18 protein-coding genes and 1 pseudogene are annotated in these 18,328 nt (G+C 71.2%); 9 read left to right on the plus strand and 10 right to left on the minus strand.

What is annotated here, in order from left to right; genetic code table 11:
• Nucleotides 1–221 precede the first annotated feature (221 nt).
• From OG510_RS22065 to OG510_RS22075, 3 genes and pseudogenes are all read left to right on the plus strand, one after another.
• Entirely contained in the window at nt 222–1,835 is a 1,614-nt protein-coding gene (locus tag OG510_RS22065) for an alkaline phosphatase D family protein (RefSeq protein ID WP_406138979.1), read from the plus strand.
• A gap of 318 nt (nt 1,836–2,153) precedes the next feature.
• Nucleotides 2,154–3,449 (plus strand): MFS transporter, encoded by a 1,296-nt coding sequence (locus tag OG510_RS22070; RefSeq protein WP_406138980.1) that lies wholly within the window; start codon nt 2,154–2,156, stop codon nt 3,447–3,449.
• 25 nt (nt 3,450–3,474) lie between these two features.
• A pseudogene (locus OG510_RS22075) lies at nt 3,475–3,744 on the plus strand (hypothetical protein); the annotation flags it as partial.
• Nucleotides 3,745–3,839: 95 nt separating this feature from the next.
• On the opposite strand, the gene OG510_RS22080 reads toward OG510_RS22075, so the two are convergent.
• The 5 genes from OG510_RS22080 to OG510_RS22100 all read right to left on the minus strand — a co-directional run bounded on the left by OG510_RS22080 (nt 3,840) and on the right by OG510_RS22100 (nt 10,216).
• Nucleotides 3,840–4,430: a flavin reductase family protein gene (locus OG510_RS22080; protein WP_406142481.1), complete on the minus strand. Its 591-nt coding sequence runs from the start codon at nt 4,428–4,430 to the stop codon at nt 3,840–3,842.
• A gap of 119 nt (nt 4,431–4,549) precedes the next feature.
• Nucleotides 4,550–5,359 carry an enoyl-CoA hydratase/isomerase family protein gene (locus OG510_RS22085; protein ID WP_406138982.1) on the minus strand — a complete coding sequence of 270 codons (810 nt, stop codon included), beginning with the start codon at nt 5,357–5,359 and terminating at the stop codon, nt 4,550–4,552.
• Between the two features lie 185 nt (nt 5,360–5,544).
• Nucleotides 5,545–7,770 (minus strand): acetate--CoA ligase family protein, encoded by a 2,226-nt coding sequence (locus tag OG510_RS22090; RefSeq protein ID WP_406142482.1) that lies wholly within the window; start codon nt 7,768–7,770, stop codon nt 5,545–5,547.
• Between the two features lie 347 nt (nt 7,771–8,117).
• A complete protein-coding gene (locus OG510_RS22095) occupies nt 8,118–9,509 on the minus strand; it encodes an MFS transporter (RefSeq protein ID WP_406138983.1) in 1,392 nt (463 codons plus the stop codon).
• 35 nt (nt 9,510–9,544) lie between these two features.
• On the minus strand, nt 9,545–10,216 hold the full coding sequence (locus OG510_RS22100; protein ID WP_406138984.1) for an O-methyltransferase: 672 nt from the start codon (nt 10,214–10,216) through the stop codon (nt 9,545–9,547).
• Nucleotides 10,217–10,286: 70 nt separating this feature from the next.
• Here OG510_RS22100 and OG510_RS22105 point away from each other — a divergent pair, with 70 nt between their 5' ends.
• A complete protein-coding gene (locus OG510_RS22105; RefSeq protein WP_406138985.1) occupies nt 10,287–10,946 on the plus strand; it encodes a TetR/AcrR family transcriptional regulator in 660 nt (219 codons plus the stop codon).
• A 137-nt stretch (nt 10,947–11,083) separates the two neighbouring features.
• On the opposite strand, the gene OG510_RS22110 is transcribed toward OG510_RS22105, so the two are convergent.
• Nucleotides 11,084–12,223, minus strand: a complete 1,140-nt coding sequence (locus OG510_RS22110; RefSeq protein ID WP_406138986.1) for a flavin-containing monooxygenase — start codon at nt 12,221–12,223, stop codon at nt 11,084–11,086.
• 203 nt (nt 12,224–12,426) lie between these two features.
• On the opposite strand from OG510_RS22110, the gene OG510_RS22115 reads away from it, so the two are divergent.
• The 3 genes from OG510_RS22115 to lepB all read left to right on the plus strand — a co-directional run bounded on the left by OG510_RS22115 (nt 12,427) and on the right by lepB (nt 14,369).
• Nucleotides 12,427–12,879 carry a Zn-ribbon domain-containing OB-fold protein gene (locus tag OG510_RS22115; protein WP_406138987.1) on the plus strand — a complete coding sequence of 151 codons (453 nt, stop codon included), beginning with the start codon at nt 12,427–12,429 and terminating at the stop codon, nt 12,877–12,879.
• A gap of 143 nt (nt 12,880–13,022) precedes the next feature.
• Nucleotides 13,023–13,640, plus strand: a complete 618-nt coding sequence (locus OG510_RS22120; RefSeq protein ID WP_406138989.1) for a GNAT family N-acetyltransferase — start codon at nt 13,023–13,025, stop codon at nt 13,638–13,640.
• A gap of 48 nt (nt 13,641–13,688) precedes the next feature.
• Nucleotides 13,689–14,369: a signal peptidase I gene (gene lepB, locus OG510_RS22125; RefSeq protein ID WP_406138990.1), complete on the plus strand. Its 681-nt coding sequence runs from the start codon at nt 13,689–13,691 to the stop codon at nt 14,367–14,369.
• On the opposite strand, the gene OG510_RS22130 is transcribed toward lepB, so the two are convergent.
• Genes OG510_RS22130 through OG510_RS22140 form a run of 3 tightly spaced genes read right to left on the minus strand, consistent with a single transcriptional unit; the run spans nt 14,318 to nt 16,047 of the window.
• The gene (locus OG510_RS22130) at nt 14,318–15,010 is read right to left on the minus strand and encodes a pyridoxal 5'-phosphate synthase (protein ID WP_406138992.1); all 693 of its coding nucleotides are present in this window, start codon (nt 15,008–15,010) and stop codon (nt 14,318–14,320) included. The two genes, lepB and OG510_RS22130, sit on opposite strands and share 52 nt — an antisense overlap.
• The gene (locus OG510_RS22135) at nt 14,998–15,585 is read right to left on the minus strand and encodes a GNAT family N-acetyltransferase (RefSeq protein ID WP_406138994.1); all 588 of its coding nucleotides are present in this window, start codon (nt 15,583–15,585) and stop codon (nt 14,998–15,000) included. Before OG510_RS22135 ends, OG510_RS22130 begins: the two co-directional genes overlap by 13 nt.
• Before the next feature lie 54 nt (nt 15,586–15,639).
• Nucleotides 15,640–16,047, minus strand: coding sequence for a hypothetical protein (locus OG510_RS22140; RefSeq protein ID WP_406138995.1), 408 nt, complete (start codon nt 16,045–16,047; stop codon nt 15,640–15,642).
• A gap of 84 nt (nt 16,048–16,131) precedes the next feature.
• Between OG510_RS22140 and OG510_RS22145 the strand changes: the two genes are divergently transcribed.
• Nucleotides 16,132–16,971 carry a Scr1 family TA system antitoxin-like transcriptional regulator gene (locus OG510_RS22145; protein ID WP_406138997.1) on the plus strand — a complete coding sequence of 280 codons (840 nt, stop codon included), beginning with the start codon at nt 16,132–16,134 and terminating at the stop codon, nt 16,969–16,971.
• Entirely contained in the window at nt 16,968–17,207 is a 240-nt protein-coding gene (locus OG510_RS22150; RefSeq protein ID WP_406138999.1) for a DUF397 domain-containing protein, read from the plus strand. The genes OG510_RS22145 and OG510_RS22150 overlap by 4 nt, the downstream gene beginning before the upstream one ends.
• A 142-nt stretch (nt 17,208–17,349) precedes the next feature.
• Here OG510_RS22150 and OG510_RS22155 read toward each other — a convergent pair whose 3' ends face one another.
• Nucleotides 17,350–18,018 carry an SGNH/GDSL hydrolase family protein gene (locus OG510_RS22155; protein ID WP_406139000.1) on the minus strand — a complete coding sequence of 223 codons (669 nt, stop codon included), beginning with the start codon at nt 18,016–18,018 and terminating at the stop codon, nt 17,350–17,352.
• Between the last annotated feature and the right edge of the window lie 310 nt (nt 18,019–18,328).

Here is an 18,328-nt window from a genome sequence, read left to right on the forward strand (position 1 = left end):
TACGGAGCAGTCGTGATCCGGCCGGAATTCAGCCGGCCGCCACCGCCCGGCTTCCGTACAGGCCAAGTGCGCCAAGGGGTTTCACGCGATCCGGCGCCGACAGGCCGACGCTTCCGGGAACTGTCATGCGCACGATGCGTGGCGTTCAGCCCCTCGGCCACCTCGTCCTGTGAATCTCAAGCGCGACAAGAGACCCCACAGGAGCCAGGGAGTCAATCCGTATGTCCGCAGACGACGCAGCACGCTCCGCTCTCACCGGCCGCCGCAGGTTCCTCGCAGGATCGGCCGCCGCGCTCGGTGCGGCTGCGACCGCCCAGCTTTCGCTCTCCGGAACCGCATCCGCCGCCTCCGCCGCATCCGCCACCGGACCCGCCGCCTCCACCGGATCCGCCGCGGCCCCGAAACTTCCTGACGGGCTGTTCAGACTCGGCGTCGGATCGGGCGATCCGCTGCCGGACGCGGTCGTGCTGTGGACCCGCCTCGCGCCCGACCCGCTGAACGGCGGGGGGATGCCCGCCTCCGCCGTCGCCGTCGAGTGGCAGGTCGCCGACGACGCGAAGTTCACGAAAATCGTCCGGAGCGGCACCGAGCAGGCCGTGCCCGCGCTGGCCCACAGCGTGCACGCCGACGCCAAGGGCCTCCGGCCCGGCCGCCAGTACTGGTACCGCTTCCGCTGCGATGGCCAGATCTCGCCCGTCGGCCGCACCCACACCGCGCCCTCGCCGCTCGCCGCCGGCGGCAGCCTCCGTATCGCGCTCGCCTCCTGCCAGAACTGGCAGCACGGCTATTTCACGCCGTACGCCGACATGCGCGCGCAGGACCCCGACCTGGTCCTTTTCGTCGGCGACTACATCTACGAGTCGGCCCCGGCGGCCGGCTCCGTACGGCTGCACACCGGCAAGGGCGAGCCGTACACCCTGGACGAGTACCGCAACCGCTACGCCCAGTACCGCACCGACCCCGACCTCCAGGCGATGCAGGCGTACGCGCCCTGGGTGGTCACCTTCGACGACCACGAGGTCGACAACGACTTCGCGGGCGAGGTGCCGCAGGACCCGGCGAAGCAGTCGCACGACGCGTTCGTCGCCCGGCTCACCGCCGCGTACCAGGCGTACTACGAGCACATGCCGGTCCGGGCCACGGCAGTGCCGCACGGCCCGCACATCCAGATGTACCGGCGCTTCGACTACGGCAGGCTCATCCGGCTCAACGTCCTGGACACCCGCCAGTTCCGCACCGACCAGGCCGCGACGCAGGCGGGCGCCGAGGACCCGTCGAGGACGATGCTGGGCGCGGCGCAGAAGGACTGGCTGCTGAAGGGCCTGACCAGGTCACCGGCCACCTGGAACGTCATCGCCTCCCAGATCATGATGGCCGAGACCGACCTCATGCCGGGCAAGGGCAAGCTCTGGTACTACGACGCGTGGGACGGCTACCAGGTCGAACGGAACGCGCTGATGCGGCAGTTCCAGTCCGTACGCAATCCGCTGGTGCTCTCGGGCGACCGCCATCTGACCATGATCAGTGACCTGAAGAAGGACTTCGCCGACCCGAAGTCCGCCGTGGTCGGGGCGGAGTTCGTCGGTACGTCGATCTCCAGCAACGGTGACCAGGACGAGACCGTCTTCCACCAGCAGTGGGACCCGCTGAAGGCGGACAACCCGCACTGGAAGGTCATCGACGCCCACCGCGGCTACCACCTCTTCGACATCGGGGAGTCGTCGGTGGACGCCCAGGTCCGGGTCGTGGACACGGTCCTCAGCAAGAAGGCGAAGGCCAGCACGCTCGCCCGGCTCCAGGTGCGGTCGGAACGGCCTGGCGTACAGGTGGTGTGAGCCAGGCGTACGAGGCGAAGCCGGCGGGGCCGGGGCCGGGGCCGGGCGTCAGGGGGCGCCCGGCCGGAGCGTTACGCGGGAGTCCGCGTCCGGAACGCACGCCGGTAGACGGTCGGTGGGACTCCCGGTGCCGCCCGCACGTTTGATGTCCTGTGCCTGCCCGCCGTCCCGGTGCGGACGCGGATTCGGACGGGCACGGTTTCCTCCCTGGGCAGGTCGGGCAGGTCGGGCAGGTCGGGCAGCTCCGGCCGGTCCGAGGCCGTGGCCGATGAGACGGGTCTGGTGGTCCAGACCTGTCCTTGATATGCATCAGACACTGTGACTGACAAGCACCCGACCGACCAGGTCATTTCCCGCGCGACCACCGCTTCGCCCGCCCCGCGCTCCCCGGGCGGCCCGACGAGTGAGCCGCTCACCCTCTGGAACCGCAACTTCCGCTTCTTCTTCACCGCCCGTACCGTGGCGCGCTTCGGGGACGGCATGGTCCCGGTCGCGCTGGCCGCCGGCCTGCTCGACACCGGCCACGGTGCCTCGTCGGTCAGCTTCGCCCTCGGCGCGTGGATGGTGTGCTTCGCCGGCTTCGTCATCGTGGGCGGGGTGCTGGCCGACCGGTTCACGCCGCGCCGGATGATGGTGCTCGCCGACGCGATGCGACTGGTGTCGACCACCGTGCTCGCGGTGGTCTTCGTGGCGGGCGCGCCGCCGCTCTGGCTCGTGTACGGGCTGAGCGCGGTCAACGGCCTGGGCGCCGCTCTCTTCCAGCCGGGTGTCGCGAGCATGCTGCCCAAGGTGGTGCCCGATGTGCAGCGCGGCAACGCGCTCCTGCGGGTCGCCGAGTCGCTGACGACGATGGCGGGTCCGGCGGCGGCCGGCGCGCTGGCCGGAGTGGGCGGCCCCGGTACGGTCTTCGGCGTGAACGCGGGGACCTTCGCGGTCAGTGGCGGCTCCCTCTTCCTCATCCGGATGGCGCCGATGGCCCGCACCCACGGTGAGACGCTCGTCTCGGAAATCGTCGGCGGCTGGCGGGAGTTCAAGGCGCGCAACTGGCTCTGGGGCGTCATCGCGGTCTGGACGGTGTACGGGGTGACGGTGCTCGGACCGCTGACACCGCTGGAGGCGGTCGTGGTCACCGAGCGGCACAGCTCGGCGGTGTACGGCCTGATGATGACGGTCAACGGCGCGGGCAACGCGGTCGGTGGCCTGATCGCCATGCGCGCACGGCCGCGCCGCCCGCTCTTCGCGGGCACCTTCGCACTGTTCGGGGTGATCGCGAATCTGCTGGTGCTGGCGTACGACGTACCGCTCGCGCTGCTCTCGGCCGGCTTCTTCGTCGGCGGGGTGGCGTTCGCCTTCTGGCTGGTCATGTGGTCGACGACGGTCCAGACGCACGTACCGACCGAGGCGCTCAACCGGCTGCACGCGTACGACGTGGCCGGTTCGCTGATCATGCTCGCTGTGGGGCGCGCGCTGGCCGGTCCGGTCGCCGACGCGGTCGGGATGAAGCGGGTCCTGGTGACCGGGGTGGTGATCAATGTGCTGGTGTGCGGAGTGCTGTTCGCGGTACCGGCGATCAGAGGGCTGCGCCGTGATGCGGAGGTGGCGGTGCCGCTGTAGGGCATGACCGGCGTGGCCCGATCACATCGAAGGCTGTCCTACGGGCCACTCGTACGGGCGGCCTGTGACGATCATCGGCGCCGCGGCCTTCGCCTCGCTGCCGGGGCTGCTGATCGACCCTCTGCACCAGGAGCTCCACTGGTCGCGCGGCACGATCGGGATGGCGGTCTCGCTGAACCTCGCGCTGTACGGGCTGACGGCGCCGTTCGCCGCGGCGCTGAACGCGTCGGGAGCGATGTGCGCGGCGGCGGCACTGATGGCCGTGGTGCTGAGGCCGCGGGGCGCGGGTGCGACGGCGGTCGCCGCTCCGGTGGGCTGAGTCCGGGCCGGGCGGAGAGACGCTCAGGCCCTGAAGCGGCCGGACGCTCAGGCTGTGGACCGGCCGGACGCTCAGGCCGTGAACCGGCCGAAAGCCCCCTGGTGGAACAACAGAGGTTCTCCCTCATCCGCACCGCCCAGGCTCTCCACCCGCCCGACCACGATCAGATGGTCGCCGCCGGTGTGCACGGCGTGGATACGGCAGTCGATCCACGCCGGTACGCCGGTGAGCAGCGGCGCCCCTGTCGCGGGAGCCGGTTCGTGGGCCACCCCGGCGAACTTGTCCGCACCGCTCACCGCGAAGGAACGGCACAGCCCGCCCTGCTCCGCGCCGAGGATATTGACGCAGAAGAATCCGGCCCTGGCGATGCGCGGCCAGGTCGTGGACGTACGGGCCACCATGAAGGCGACCAGTGGCGGGTCCAGCGAGAGCGACGAGAAGGACTGACAGGCGAAGCCGGCCGGGCCGTCCTCGTCGTGCGCGGTGATGACGGTGACACCACTCGCGAAGTGGCCCAGCACGCGCCGGAATTCTCCGGCGTCGACCGGCAGCCGCTCATCGTCGGCCACGGCCCGCAGCTCGGGGCGCGGGAGCGGGTCGACCGGCCCGGTGGCTGTCGGGGCGCCTACGGACCTGAGGTATCGGACGGCGGCGACCGCCATCCCTGCGTGTCCCATCACTCCTCCATTGAAGCTGACGGCCCGTCAGATGGGAAGGGTGTTGCGGCACTGCCGGCCGCGGGCGTCGGCAGCGGCCCTTGTCGCGTACTGGGCGACAAGCCCTACCGCCCCCGGTACCGCGGTGTGCGGCGTTCCACGAAGGCCGCTACGCCCTCGTTCGCGTCGGCCGTTGTCATGTTGATCTCCTGGGCGGCCGCCTCTGCGGCGAAGGCCGTCGTGCGGTCCGATTCCAGTGAGGCATTCACCAGTTGCTTGGTGAGTGCCAGGGCGCGGGTCGGGCCCTGGGCGAGGCGGGTGGCCCACTCGTGGGCCGTCTTGAGCAGGTCGTCGTCCGGGATCACCCGGTTGACCAGGCCGATGCGTTCGGCGTCCGCGGCGGGGAGCGCGTCGCCGAAGAACATCAGCTCCTTGGTGCGGTGCGGGCCGATGAGCCGGGGCAGCAGATACGCGCCGCCGCCGTCGGGGACGAGGCCGCGGCGGGCGAAGACCTCGATGAACCTGGCCGATTCCGCGGCCAGTACGAGGTCGCAGGCGAGGGCGAGTTGGGCGCCGAGGCCGGCCGCCGTGCCGTTCACGGCGGCGATCACCGGCTTCTCGCAGTCCAGGACGGCCGCGATCAGCCGCTGCGCGCCGAGCCGGATCGTACGGGCCACGTCGCCCGTGACGCGTTCGGCCGGGGCCTGTGGGCCGCCGCCCCGCAGGTCGGCGCCCGCGCAGAAGCCGCGGCCGGTTGCGGTGAGGACGACCGCGCGGATGTCGGGGTCGGCGGACGCGGTGGCCAGGAGGGCGATGACCTCCTCGCGCTGGTCCCAGGTGAGGGCGTTCATCGCGGACGGGCGGTTGAGGGTGATGGTGGAGACGTGGTCGGTGGTGGTGTGGAGGATCGCGTCTTCTTCGGGAGAAGGGGGCATGGGGTGGGGTGCCTTTCGGGCTCGGGGGTGGAGGGGTGGAATACCCAGCCCCTCCGGCGATTGAGGAGCGGGGGTCTGGGGGCGGAGCCCCCGGGGGTGCGGTGGTGCCGGGCCCGGGGCTGGAGGGCTCCCCCAGTGTCGGGCCCGGGACTGGAGGGCTTCCCCCCGGTCCCCCCCCGGAGGGCCTAGCGGCACACCGCCAGCGCGTCCAGCGCCACCGCGCCCTGGCCGCGGCCCAGCACCATCAGAGGGTTCACATCCAGTTCCGCCAGCTGGTCGCCCAGTTCCAGGGCCATCCGCTGGATCCTCAGTACCACCTCCACCAGCGCGTCCACATCCGCCGGAGGCGCCCCCCGTACACCGCCCTCCAGCAGCGCGTGGCCCCGGAGTTCGGCCAGCATGTCGCGGGCCTGGTCCTCGCCGAAGGGCGGGACCCGTACGGCCGTGTCGTCCAGGAGTTCCACCAGGACCCCGCCGAGCCCCACCGTCACCGTCGGGCCGAACAGCGCGTCCGTGGTGACGCCGACGACCATCTCCACCCCGCGCTCCACCATCTGGCAGACCAGGATGCCGTCCAGGTCGACGGACTCGTACCGGGCGATGTCGGTCAGCTCCCGGTACGCGTCCCGCACCTGGCTCGCCGAGGTCAGGCCCACCTTCACCAGGCCCAGTTCGGTCTTGTGCCCGAGCTGGGCGCCTGACGCCTTCATGACGACCGGGTAGCCGACCTGCCCGGCCGCCCGTACCGCCGCCGCCGCGCTGGTCACCAGCTGTTCGCGCGGGACGCGGATCCCGTACGCCCGCAGCAGCTGCTTCGCCGCGTGTTCGCTCAGCTGCTGGTGCGGCCGCATCAGGGCCTGGGCCTTGCGGTACGAGGGGGACGGCGTCCGGGGGGCCTCGTCGAAGGGGGAGCGGTAGCCGGTGGTGAAGCGGTGGTGGTCCAGGTACGCCTTGACCGCGGTGACGCAGTTGCCGAACGTACGGAAGGTGGCCACCCGCGACGAGCCGAGCAGCGTCGTGCGGTACGCCTCCTCCGTCCCCACCGGCGACCCCCACACCACGCACACCAGCTTGTCCGTGGCCTCCGCCGCGTCCACCAGGTCCTGGGCCAGCTTGTCGCTCATCGGCGGGAAGGGGCCGGTGATCGGACAGATCAGCACCCCCACGTCCGGGTCCGCCAGAATCGCGTCGATGATCTTGCGGCCGCGCCAGTCGCCCACCGGGTGACCGCCGTTGTCGACCGGGTTCGCGACGTTCAGGTACTCGGGTATCCAGGTGTGCAGCTCGGCCTGTTTCTCCGCCGAGAGGACCGGAAGGCCGATCCCGGCCGCCGTCGCCAGGTCCGCGAAGTGGGCCCCCGTACCGCCGGAGATCGAGTACACCACCACCCCGTCCGCCTGCGGCTTCTTCGCGCGGGCCAACAGGGCCGAGGTGTCCTGGAGTTCGTCCAGGCCGTTCACCCGGATCACCCCGTACTGCCGCATCGCCGCGTCGACCACCTGGTCAGCGCCGGTGAGTTTGCCGGTGTGCGAGGCGGCCGACCTGGCCCCCGTCTCCGTACGCCCCACCTTCACCGCCACGACCGGCACGCCGGCCCGCGCCGCACGGTCGGCGGCCAGCAGGAAGGACCGGCCGTCCTTGAGGCCCTCGACATAGCAGGCGATGGCCCCGACCTCGGGGCGCTCGGCGAAGTACGAGATGAAGTCGGAGGTCTCCAGATCGGCCTCGTTGCCCGTGGGCGCCCAGTGCGAGAGCCGGATGCCCAGTTCCTGCATGGCGAAGACCGGGCGGCCCTGGTGGCCGGACTGGGTGATCAGCGCGACCGCCGGGCCGTCCAGGTCGTCGCGGAACTTCTCGAAGGCGTTCAGGTTGGTGTTGGGGCCGAGCATGCGCAGCCCGGAGCGTTCGACCGCGGCCGTCAGCCGGGTCTGGGCGTCCGCGCCCTGCTCGCCCGTCTCGGCGAAGCCGGAGGCGAAGGCCACCGCGAACTTCACTTTCGCGTCGGCCAGTTGGGGGATCATCGGCAGCGGGTCGGCGACCAGGAGCACGGCCAGATCGACCGGTTCGGGCAGGTCGGCCACGGTGGGGGAGCAGGGGAGGCCGAAGACGGTGGTACGGGTCGGATGCACCGGGTGCAGTGTCGCGCCCACCCGCTCCGACCAGGCGATCAGCTGGCGGGTGATCCCGGTGTTCGGCCGGCCGTCGGCGTCGGACGCGCCGATGACGGCCACCGAGCCGGGCCGGAAGAACCGGTCGAGGTCCGGTACGGGGGCGTACACCGGGCGTCCGCTGACGTCCAGGTCGCCCTCCGCTGCGGCTGTGCCGTGAACGGCGGCGGGTGGCTGCTCCCCGCAGGCCACCACGCGCGCATGGAAGTCGGTGGTGAGGGTGCCGTGAGTCGATCCAAGCATCGTTTCCGCCCGCTCCTGCTCGATGGCCGAAGTACCTGACACTTCGTCAGGTTACTGAACTGACGGCCCGTCAGGAACAGTGCTGCACGCAAAGACTCGTGGAGGGGGCTGGGCCGGGGCCGGTTGCGGTGCCGGGGTGTGGCGCCGGGTTGTGGTGCCGGGGTGTGGCGCCGCCCGCTCCGGTGCGACCGCCCGCTCCGGTACGACACTTCCCCGTACGGCGCCGCCCGATACCGCCGCACGGCGCCGTCGGCCGGTTCTGGCCTACCCGGCGGCGCGCTCCCCGGTGCCACCCGCCCGGCAGGCGCAGGCGCTGTCCGGCCGCTGTCCGGTGCTCCCCGGCGGCGCTATGCGGCGTCCGCCGGGGCCGCCCGCCGGTGGCCGCGCAGGGCGTGCAGGCCGGCCGCCGCGGTGCCGACGCACAGGGCGGTGGCGCTGAAGCCCAGCGACGCGTGGACGCCGATGGCGGCGCCCAGCAGCCCGACGGTGAAACCGCTGCCCGCGCGCAGCCCGTTGGCGGACATGCCGTACACGCCGAGGACCCGGCCGCGGTCGGCGGCGGGGGCGATGAGCTGGACGACGGTCTGGCCGATCGACATCGAGGCCAGGTTGGCGACACCGCCGACGAGCAGTAGCGCGAGGGCGAGCGGATAGCTGGCGGTGAGGGCGAAGAACAGGCTGGTCAGGCCATAGATGGCGGTACTGATGACGGCGGCGGGCACATGGGGTTTGACCCACCCGGTGGCTTCCAGGACGATGCCGCCGACGACCCCGCCCGCGCCGTTGGCGAACAGCAGCACCCCGTACGCGGTTCCTGCGCTGCCCGCACCGAGGGCATGGGCGAAGATCGGCATCGAGGACTGGAGCGACGAGCCGACGAAGAACGAGCCGAGACCGCCCAGGATGATCATGCTGACCAGGGTGCGGTTGGCGCCGATCTCCCGCAGGACGCGCAGCGACTCCAGGACCCCCACCCGTGGTCGGGCGTGGTGGTCGCGGGTGTGGCCGGTGAACTTGGTACGGAAGAGGAAGAGCGTCAGCGGTATGTAGAAGGCGACATTGGCGAAAATGCCCGCCGTGGGGCCGAGCCCCAGCAGCAGCGCGGAGCCGACCACGGGACCGAAGAGGACGCCGAGACTGCGGAAGGTGGCGTTCAGCCGTACGGCGCTGGGCAGTTCGGAGGGTCCCACGAAGTCGTGCAGCATCAGCTGCTCACCGGGGCCCCACAGCGACCCGGCCAGACCGTGCAGGACGAGCAGGACGCACGCCTCCCACATGTGCAGCGAGTCGGTGAGGAACAGGACTCCCCAGGTCACGGAGACGGCCATGAACAGGCACTGCGCGGCCTGGATGATGCGGCGGCAGTCGTAGCGGTCGGCCAGGGAGCCGAACCACATCGAGAGCAGCAGGAACGGCACCCAGTGGCTGATGACCTGGAAACCGGTCAGGGCGGGGGAGTGGAACGTCTGCCACAACACCCAGTAGGTGATGACGTGTTCGATGTTGTCGGCCATCATCGCCAGGGCCGCGCCGAAGAGATACGGGCGGCAGTCGCGGTTGCGCAGCGCGGCGAACTTCGGGGCCGGGGCACCGGGGCCGCCCGGGCCGCTTGAGCCGCCCGGGTCGCCGGCCGGTGTACTGGACGGCGCTCCGGCCGCCGGGGCCGTGGGCTGTGCCTCGGTGGGCAGGGCCGCGTCCAGGTCGGCCAGGTGGGTGGGTACGCCGCAGGCGGCACACATCCTCGGTCTTCTCCTTTTCGTTGCTCGGGTGGCGCTCAGAGGCGGCAGCTGATCTCCATGCCGTCCTCGACGGGAAAGGTCACGCTCTGGTAGCCGTTCGCCGGTGTACGTACGTACTCCAGGTACGGAAGCAGGCTGCCCAGATTCACGTCGTCGGCCACCACGAGTGTGCCGGGCGCCAGCTGCGGTTCGAGCAGGCGCAGCACCGGCAGGCAGAGATCCTTCCAGCCGTCGAGCAGGACGAAGTCCGCGGGTGCGTCCAGACCGTCGGGGCCGTCGAGGGTCTCCAGGGCGTCTCCCTCCAGCACGGTGATCACATCGTCGAGCCCGGCATCGGCGAAGGTGCGGCGGGCCGCGGCGACTTTGTCCTTGCTCAGCTCCGTGGTGATGACGCGCCCGGCGCCGTTGTCCCGGACGGCGGCGGCCAGGTGCAGCGTGGAGATGCCGAAGGACATGCCGAACTCCACGACGGTGGCGGGGCGGACTGCCCGCACCAGGTTGTAGAGCAGCTGACCCCCCGCCGCGGAGACCGGCATGTAGATCTCCGCAGTGGCGTCGGCGCGCTCCTGCGGTGTTTTCGGTTCGGCGGCCCGGGGGCGCTCGGCCCGCGTACGGGCCTCGGTGGCGTCGTCGAGCTCGGCGTTCGCGAACATCCGGCTGAGCGTGGTCTCGACCCGGGGGTCGGCGAGCGTGTGGGTGAAGGTCATGGGCCTAGAGTAGACGCACCGTTGCGTTCAGTCTAGAGCGGCTGACTATCCTTGTGCGTAAGGAGGCACCATGGGAGCTGAGGCAGGAACCGCCCGGGCAGGAACCGCCGGGGCAGGGGCGGTCGGGGCAGGAACCGCCGGAGCGCCCGGCCGGCGCCACCACGGCAACCGGCACGGGCGCAGCGAGATCGCCCGGAACGCGGTGCTCGAGGCGGCCGACGACCTGCTCGCCGAGAAGGGTTTCGCGGGCGTCACGATGGAGGGCATCGCGACGCGGGCCGGGGTCGCCAAGCAGACCATCTACCGCTGGTGGAGTACCAAGACCGATGTCCTGATGGACGCCTTCCTGCAGGATGTGGCCGAGGAGCCGCCCCCGCCCGACCACGGCGATGTCGCGCGCGACCTGCGGGATCACCTGGAGCGGCTGGGCCGTTTCCTCGGCGATTCCGATCCCGGGGCCGTCTTCAAGGCGCTCATGGCGCAGACCCAGCACGATCCGGTGTTCGCCGCGGACTTCCGGTCCAGGTATCTGGACGAGCAGCGCCGCCGGGACCGCGCGCCGCTCGACCGTGCCGTGGAGCGGGGGGAACTGCCCGCGGATTTCGACGTGGCGGCCGAGACCGACGAGATCGTGGGGCCGCTCTACTACCGGGTCCTGGTGACGGGCGAGCCCGTCGGACCTGAGTTCACGGGCCGGCTCGTCGATTCCTTCCTGCGCCGCCTGAAGTGACCCGCGCGGTCTGAACTGACCTGTGCCGCCTGAACTGCCCCCGCCGTCGGGGCTGACCCCCGCCGTCGGGGCTGCCCCCTGCCGTCCGGACTTGGGCTGCCGGGCTGCCGGGCGGCCGGGCGACACGGGGCGCGGCCTCACTGCCGGAGAACGGCCGCCGCGATCTTGCGTGCGTCGATCGCCAGCTCGCGGAACATGCCGCTGATCGGGTTCGTGAACCCCGTGAAGTACAGCCCGGGGGCCTGCGCGGGGGAGCGGCCGCCGTGCACCACGGGCCTGCCGCGCCCGTCCAGTACGTCCAGGTGTCCCACCAGCGGTTCGAGGTCACGCCGGTAGCCCGTCGCCGCGATCACCGCGTCCGGGGCTGTCCGGGTGCCGTCGGCCAGGACGACCTTGCCGTCGTCGAAGGAGTCCACGGCCGCGACCGGTTCGACCCGGGCGGTGCGGACCGCGTCGATCAGCCCCACGTCCTGTACGGGGATCGCGCCCTCGCGCACCCGGGTGTAGAGGCCCGTACCGGGGCGCGGCAGACCCTGCGCGGACAGGTCGGGCACGGAGAGCCGGCAGAGCGTCTCGGCCGCCCGGTCCACCAGCCGGGCCGGCAGCCTGCGGACGAGGATCCCGGTGCGCTGGGCGGGCCAGCCGGCCGTGGAGCGCCGGACGATGTGCGGGACGGTGCGGACGGCCAGCCGTACCCGCCCCGCGCCGCCCTCGACCAGGTCGACGGCGATCTCGGCGCCGGTGTTCCCGGCCCCGACGACGAGGACGTCCCGGCCCGCGTACGGCGCTGCGTTGCGGTACTCGCCCGCGTGCACCAGGTCCCCGCGGAAGGTCTCGGCGCCGGGCCAGTCGGGCAGCCTCGGCGTGTGGTTGTCGCCGGTGGCCACGACCACCGCGCTGCCGGTCAGCTCCCGGCCGCCGGTCGCGTGCAGCAGCCAGCGGGGGCCGTCGGCGCGGGCGATCCGGGTGACCTCGACCCCGGTGACGATCTCCAGGCTGTGGTAGTCCGCGTACTTCTCCAGATACCGCACCACGTTGTCCCGCGACACCCAGCGCCCGAAGGAGCGCGGCATCGGCAGCCCCGGCAGCGCCGAGAGCCGCCGGGTGGTGTGCAGGTGCAGACGGTCGTAGTGGCGCCGCCAGGAGGCGCCGACGTCGTTGGACTTCTCCAGGATGACGGCCCGTACGCCCCGCCCGCGCAGCACGGCGGCAGCGGCCAGTCCGCCCGGCCCGGCCCCGATGACGTAGACGGGGTGGTCGTCCTTCGTGTCGTCCATGGAACAGAGCGTAGTGACGTGGGTGCTTGATAGGTCGCGGTCAACCGGAGAAGCGATTGCGAATTGATCACGCGTGCACACCTCTTGCGCACAGGGGTCTTGCGCACAAGGGCCTCCATCCGCTGAACTGACGTACCGTCAGAAAGCTACCGCGGGCGACACGGACAGACCCGGTCACCCGCCCCCGCGATCGGACTCTCCCCATGACGAAGCCCACTTCCGCCCCCGCGCCGGCGTCCGCGTCCGCCGCCCCGCGCTTCGACCTGCCGGAACCGGACGCCTTCACCGCGCCCTACTGGTCGGCCGCCGCCGAGGGCCGGCTGCTCATCAGGCGCTGCGGGGCGTGCGGCAGGCCGCACCACTACCCCCGCGAGTTCTGCCCGCACTGCTGGAGCGAGGACGTGACCTGGGAGCAGTCGAGTGGCCGGGCCACGCTCTACACCTGGTCGGTGGTGCACCGGAACGACCTGCCGCCCTTCGGTGAGCGCGTCCCGTACGTGGCCGCCGTGGTGGATCTGGCGGAGGGCCCGCGCCTGATGACCGAGGTCGTCGAGTGCCCGGCGGATGATCTCCGGATCGGGATGGAGCTGGGCGTCACGTTCCGCGAACTGACGCCGGACGTCAGCGTGCCGGTGTTCCGGCCGGACAGGTCCTAGGAGCCCGGGGCCAGGTCAGGCCAGACCCCGGGTCAGCCACCAGCCGCCGATCGGCTGTCCGTCCGCCCGGCCACCCGCCCGCCGGATGCCCGTCCCCCCTCCCCCCGCCCGTCTCCCCCACCCCCCGCGTGTTGAATAGCCGCATGACCGACATAGGGATCCAGCCGGAGGTGGACGGCTTCGGGCTGGTCTTGCGGGCCTGGGGTGACGACGGGGCCGATGCGCTGCTGCGCGGTTTCACCGACCCCGAATTCCTGCGCTGGAACACCCCGCTGGGCCCCATCACCGATCTGGCCGGCGCCCGTACCGCGATCGGTAACCGCCGTGCGGGCTGGCTGCGTGGCGAGCTCGCGCAGTACGCCGTCACCGAGGGCGGCGTGATCGTCGGCAGCGTCGGGCTCTCCGCCATCAACCGCCACATGGGCCGGGCGTCGGTCGGCTACTGGGTGCTGCCCGAGGCCCGGGGCCGTGGCATCGCGGGCCGCGCTCTCGAACTCTGCACCCGCTGGGCCTTCGAGCAGGCGGGCATCCACCGCATCGAGCTGGGCCACGCCGTGGACCACACCGCTTCCTGCCGGGTCGCGGAGCGCTGCGGTTACGCGTACGAGGGCACCCGGCGCGACGGGATGCACCGGGCCCAGCGGCCCGGCACCTACCGCGACGCGCATCTGCACGCCCGCCTCGCCACAGACCCGTACCCGGATCCGCACCCGGGCCGGTACCCGAACCCGCACCCCGGCCGGCCCGCACCCGGCGGGTAACGATCCGCGGGGTCCGTACGCAGGAACAGATGACGAAGGGGGTCCGGTATGCGTGATGGGCGTGGACTGACGGTCACTGGGTGGGTATTGGGCGGTCTGGGCGTTGTGCTGCTGGCCGTCGCCGCCCTCTGGGGGTTCCGTGGGTACGAGTCGGTCAGCGTGACCAGCGACTCGATGCTCCCGGCGTACGCCAAGGGCGACCGGGTGGCCATCGAGAAGAGCAACGGCGGCGGACTGCACCACGGCGAGGTGGTCCTCTACCGCACCCCGGACCGCTTCGACGGCGCCGACGTCCTCCAGCGCGTCATCGCACTCGGCGGCGACCACCTCGTCTTCGACGGGACGCAGCTGGTCCTCAACGGCGAACCGCTGGACGAGCCGTACGTCAAGGACGGCGTCGAGGGCGCATCGGACGCGTACGACGTCCTCGTGCCGCACGGCCGGATGTTCACCCTCGACGACAACCGCGCCGACTCGCAGGACTCCCGGCAGTTCCTGGCCGACGACTCCGGCACCCTGCCGGTGTGGGCGGTCCGGGGCCGGATCATCACCAACCCGGCGATGACGCTGCTGCTCACCGTCAGTCTCCTCGCCGGTACGCTGCTCGCCCTTGCGGGCGCCGGGTTCGGCTTCGCGGGCCGCACCGTGCGCCGCCGGCGGCTGGCCGCGCTCACCCCTTACGGCCAGAGCAGCTCGCGCGCCCAGTCCCGGCTCTCCGTACGCCGGTAGCGCAGCCGGACATGGCGCCTGCGGGCGTCGCCCTGGAAGAACTCGACCTCGACCGGGTCCAGTACGTACCGCGTCCAGCCCGGCACCGGTGTCTCCGGATCGGCCTGGGCCCGCTCCCAGGCGTCCGCCGACGCGCGCTCCAGCTCGGCCGTCGACCCCAGTACGTCGCTCATCCGCCCGGTGAGCGCGGCGGCCAGCGCGCCCGTCGAGCGGCCGTGCAGATCGGCCTGGCTCTCCGCGGCGGGCGCGGCCGTCACCGGCCCGCGCACCCGGACCTGTCTGGCCTGCGCCGCCCAGTAGAAGCCGAGCGCGGCCACCGGACGCGCCGCCAGCTGGCGGCCCTTGGCGCTCCCGGAGTGCGAGGCGAAGTGCCAGCCGCGCGCGTCGGCGCCGTGCAGCATCAGCGTCCGTACGTCGGGGCGGCCGTCCGCGTCGGCGGTGGCGAGCGTCATGGTGTGCGGCTCGGGCTGACCGGCGGCCGCCGCGGAACGCAGCCACTCGCGGAAGAGGGGGAGGGGCGCGCCGGGGGCGGTGTCCGGGTCGAAGCCGGGCAGCTCGGGCAGGTCCCAGACCCGCAGGGTGTGCAGGAAGTCCGTGAAGGCGGCGTCGTCGTCATCGGCGGTCGGGTTCATGCACGCCATTGTGGACTCGGCGAGGGGGCTTCAGGAACGCCGTCGTGGCCCGGCGGGCACGCCCACCGGACCTCGCCGTCCTCCACCACATCGGACGCCCTCATCCCGAGCGCCCGTGCGATGCCCATCGACGCGTCATGCCCTGGATGGATGTACGCGGACAGCCCGCTCACTCCCTGTGCACGTAGCCAGGACGCCATGGCGAGCGCTCCTTCGCGTCCGTAGCCCGCGTTCTGGTAGTCGGCACCGACCACCCATGCGAGCTGCGCCTCAGGCGCATCCGTGGCGGCCGGCCGGTGCAACGTGGCCTGGACCGTGCCGATCAGCTGCCCGTCCGATGTCCTGCGCAGCATCCAGTTCAGCCACCCCTGTGTAGCGTCCGGCGACCGGCCTGCCGACTGGCGCCCGTACTGGGCTTCGAGCTGCGCGAGTGAGCTGGGTGTCCCACCCGTCCATGTATGAAGACGGACATCGTCGAAGACGGACACCGCCTCACGTGCATGCTCCACGCGGAGCGGTTCCAAGGAGAGACGTGGCGTCGTCAAAGGAACGGCGGCGGGCCACGCGGGTGGGTGAGCAAGCATCGGCGCAACATAGCGCGGATCCGCGCGGCGAAGTGGTGTCCGGGATCAGAGTGGCTACCCGGGGTCCCGGCAGAGCTGGGCCGTGATCACCATGTGCAGCAGCTCCGGATCGACGAACTTCCCCTCCACCGGCGGATCGCAGCGCCAGTGCAGCGGATACGTGTTGCCGTGCGGCGCCGGAATCCCCACGTACTGGTCCCGTGCGGCGGGCCCGAAACAGGTGGCACCCGGCGGCCAGTCGAAGTCGTACGAGGTTCCCGGCGGAATCAGGAAGTACGTCCACCGGCCCCCGGCGACTTCCCGTACGACGGGCCCCGGCGCCCCGTCCGTGAGCGTGGCGAGATGGTGCAGCACGGCCTCGCCGCGCACGCCCCGGACCCGGATGGCGTCGAAGTGAACCCCGGTGAGCCGGAGTTGGTGGCCGGATGCCGGTACCCAATCGGGGAGTTTTTCAGTCGTCATACCTCCAAGCATCGGCATGATTGCGTAGCGTGACCAGAGGAACTCGGTGCACATCGGGACGATGTGGAAAGGTGGGGTGATCTTGTGGCAGCCAGCAAGTCGAGTGACGCGAACACGGCGCAGCAGCCGTCCCCGGCACGCAAGCATGTAGGGGACCTGATCAGGAACTTCCGGTCCCGGGCGGGGCTGACGAGACAGGACGTGGGGGACCGGCTGCTCATCTCGGAGTCGCTGGCCGGGGCGTACGAACGGGGGGAGCGCATCCCGACGTCGAGCTTTCTCAAGGACGCCGACGCGGTACTGGACGCCCGGGGTGCGCTCAAGTCGTGCATCCCGCTGATGGACGACGAGAAGTACCCGCGCACGTTTGTGGGGTGGGTGCGGCTGGAGAAGATCGCGTCCAGCATCAGCGCGTACGAGAACATGTTCTTTCCCGGTCTGCTCCAGACCGAGGAGTACATCCAGGCGCTGTACGAGGAACGCGTCCCGCAGTTCTCCGAGGCGGAGATCCAGAAGCATGTCGAAGCGCGGCTGGAACGGCAGGCGGTACTCAGCCGGGATCCGCTGCCGATCGTGGCGTACGTCATCGAGGAGTCGGTGCTCCAGCGGCCGATCGGCGGGAAGACGGTGCTCCGGAACCAGCTGCTGCATGTGCTCAAGTGCATGCAGACCATGCACCACTTGATGGTGCAGGTCATGCCTACGGAGAGGACCGCGCATGCGGGCCTGAATGGGCCGATCGCCTTGCTCAGTACACCGGACGGCCGCAACTGGGCGTACGAAGACGGCCAGGGCGGAGGTACGTTGATCTCGAAGCCGCAGCAGGTCAACCAAATGATCGACCGCTTCGGGATGTTGCGGGCCCAGGCGCTCACGCCCTGGGAGTCGGCGGAACTGATCGAGAGGATGGCAGATCGGCTATGAGCACCGAACTGGCGTGGTTCAAGAGCAGCTACAGCGGTAACGAGGGCGGGGCGTGCATCGAGGTCGCCTGTGACTGGCGCAAGTCGAGTTACAGCAACAACGAGGGCGGTAACTGCGTAGAGGTCGCAGCCCACCCCCGTGCCGTGCACCTCCGTGACTCCAAGGTTCCGGACGGCCCGACCTTCACGGTCGCCCCGGCCGCCTGGACGGCCTTCGTGGAGCAGCTGCCGGTCTGACCCTCGTCACACGCGCACCTTGTAGGGCGCCGCCACTTTGGCGGCGCCCTTCGGCGTACCCGGGGTCACATGATGTGGCACCCGGGTTGGGCCGGCGCCGGCGGGCGCGTTGCGACGAGGTGCGGGCGATCGCGAGGCCCGGTCATGCGACCAGGCGCAGCCAGGCCGCCGCGAGTGCGGTGTGACCGGCCGGCGTCGGGTGTACGCCGTCCGCGGCCCAGTGCTCCGGCCCGGTCGTCGCGGCGAGCTCGGCGAACATATCGTCGGCGGCGAGCAGATGCGCGCCGTACTTGCGGGCGAGCTTGCGCACGACCTGGATCTTCGGGTCCAGGTCGGTGCGCCATTCCTTCCGTTCTTCATCTCCGATGAGCGCGTATCCGGCGCCGGCCTCGACGACGCCGTGGATCGGCAGGAGGAACGGTTCGATGAGGATCAGGTCCGTACCTGTCTCGGCGAGGGGCGCGAGCAGGCGGTCATAACCCGCTTCGAACTCCTCCACGGTGATCACGTACCCCTTCGGGTCCAGCGTGTGCCAGCCCATGTCGTTGACCCCGACAAGGATCGACACCACGTCCGGGCGCGCGTCGAGTACGTCGGTCTGCCAGCGGGCTTCGAGGTCCATCACCTTGTGGCCGCCAACCCCGGTGTTCAGCCAGGTCACGGGCCGGTCCGGGTGCCGGAATCCCCATTCGCCCGCAATGCGCAGCGGGTAGCCGAACCCGAGACCGTCTTCGCTGTCCAGCTGTTGGCAGTCGGTGATCGAATCGCCGGTGAACATCACGGTGCTTCCCGGTCGGACGGTGATCGTCATGTGCGCTCCTTGGACTCGGGTGAGGCGAGGAAGGCGGGAACCACGGTCGTATGGGCACCCGCCAGGTCCTCTCGAAAGGTGCCAGCCCCCACCGACATGGGACCGACAGCCCCCCGACATGTCGCCGACACCACGGCTCCGCTCCCCGATCACCCCTGGTCAAACCGCCGCGCTGATTGCCCGCTGACCCCGTCGTACGGTGAGAAGGCGGTCACGTCAGCCGCGCCTGTGCCGCCGACGGCGATGACCCCTTCGAGGCGCCCTTCGTTCCTGCTCGACCCTCAAAATTACCTGCGAGCACAATCAGGAC

The organism is Streptomyces sp. NBC_01089 (assembly GCF_045162975.1).
Lineage (GTDB): Bacteria > Actinomycetota > Actinomycetes > Streptomycetales > Streptomycetaceae > Streptomyces.

Coding starts and splice junctions, on each gene's coding strand:
- OG510_RS22130 (WP_406138992.1), bottom strand. CDS start 15,010: ATGGCGTGCATGAACCCGACCGCCGATGACGACGACGCCGCCTTCACG.
- OG510_RS22105 (WP_406138985.1), top strand. CDS start 10,287: ATGGGAGCTGAGGCAGGAACCGCCCGGGCAGGAACCGCCGGGGCAGGG.
- OG510_RS22100 (WP_406138984.1), bottom strand. CDS start 10,216: ATGACCTTCACCCACACGCTCGCCGACCCCCGGGTCGAGACCACGCTC.
- OG510_RS22140 (WP_406138995.1), bottom strand. CDS start 16,047: ATGACGACTGAAAAACTCCCCGATTGGGTACCGGCATCCGGCCACCAA.
- OG510_RS22135 (WP_406138994.1), bottom strand. CDS start 15,585: ATGCTTGCTCACCCACCCGCGTGGCCCGCCGCCGTTCCTTTGACGACG.
- OG510_RS22150 (WP_406138999.1), top strand. CDS start 16,968: ATGAGCACCGAACTGGCGTGGTTCAAGAGCAGCTACAGCGGTAACGAG.
- OG510_RS22080 (WP_406142481.1), bottom strand. CDS start 4,430: ATGGCGGTCGCCGCCGTCCGATACCTCAGGTCCGTAGGCGCCCCGACA.
- OG510_RS22085 (WP_406138982.1), bottom strand. CDS start 5,359: ATGCCCCCTTCTCCCGAAGAAGACGCGATCCTCCACACCACCACCGAC.
- OG510_RS22120 (WP_406138989.1), top strand. CDS start 13,023: ATGACCGACATAGGGATCCAGCCGGAGGTGGACGGCTTCGGGCTGGTC.
- OG510_RS22110 (WP_406138986.1), bottom strand. CDS start 12,223: ATGGACGACACGAAGGACGACCACCCCGTCTACGTCATCGGGGCCGGG.
- OG510_RS22115 (WP_406138987.1), top strand. CDS start 12,427: ATGACGAAGCCCACTTCCGCCCCCGCGCCGGCGTCCGCGTCCGCCGCC.
- OG510_RS22155 (WP_406139000.1), bottom strand. CDS start 18,018: ATGACGATCACCGTCCGACCGGGAAGCACCGTGATGTTCACCGGCGAT.
- OG510_RS22095 (WP_406138983.1), bottom strand. CDS start 9,509: ATGTGTGCCGCCTGCGGCGTACCCACCCACCTGGCCGACCTGGACGCG.
- OG510_RS22090 (WP_406142482.1), bottom strand. CDS start 7,770: ATGCTTGGATCGACTCACGGCACCCTCACCACCGACTTCCATGCGCGC.
- OG510_RS22065 (WP_406138979.1), top strand. CDS start 222: ATGTCCGCAGACGACGCAGCACGCTCCGCTCTCACCGGCCGCCGCAGG.
- lepB (WP_406138990.1), top strand. CDS start 13,689: ATGCGTGATGGGCGTGGACTGACGGTCACTGGGTGGGTATTGGGCGGT.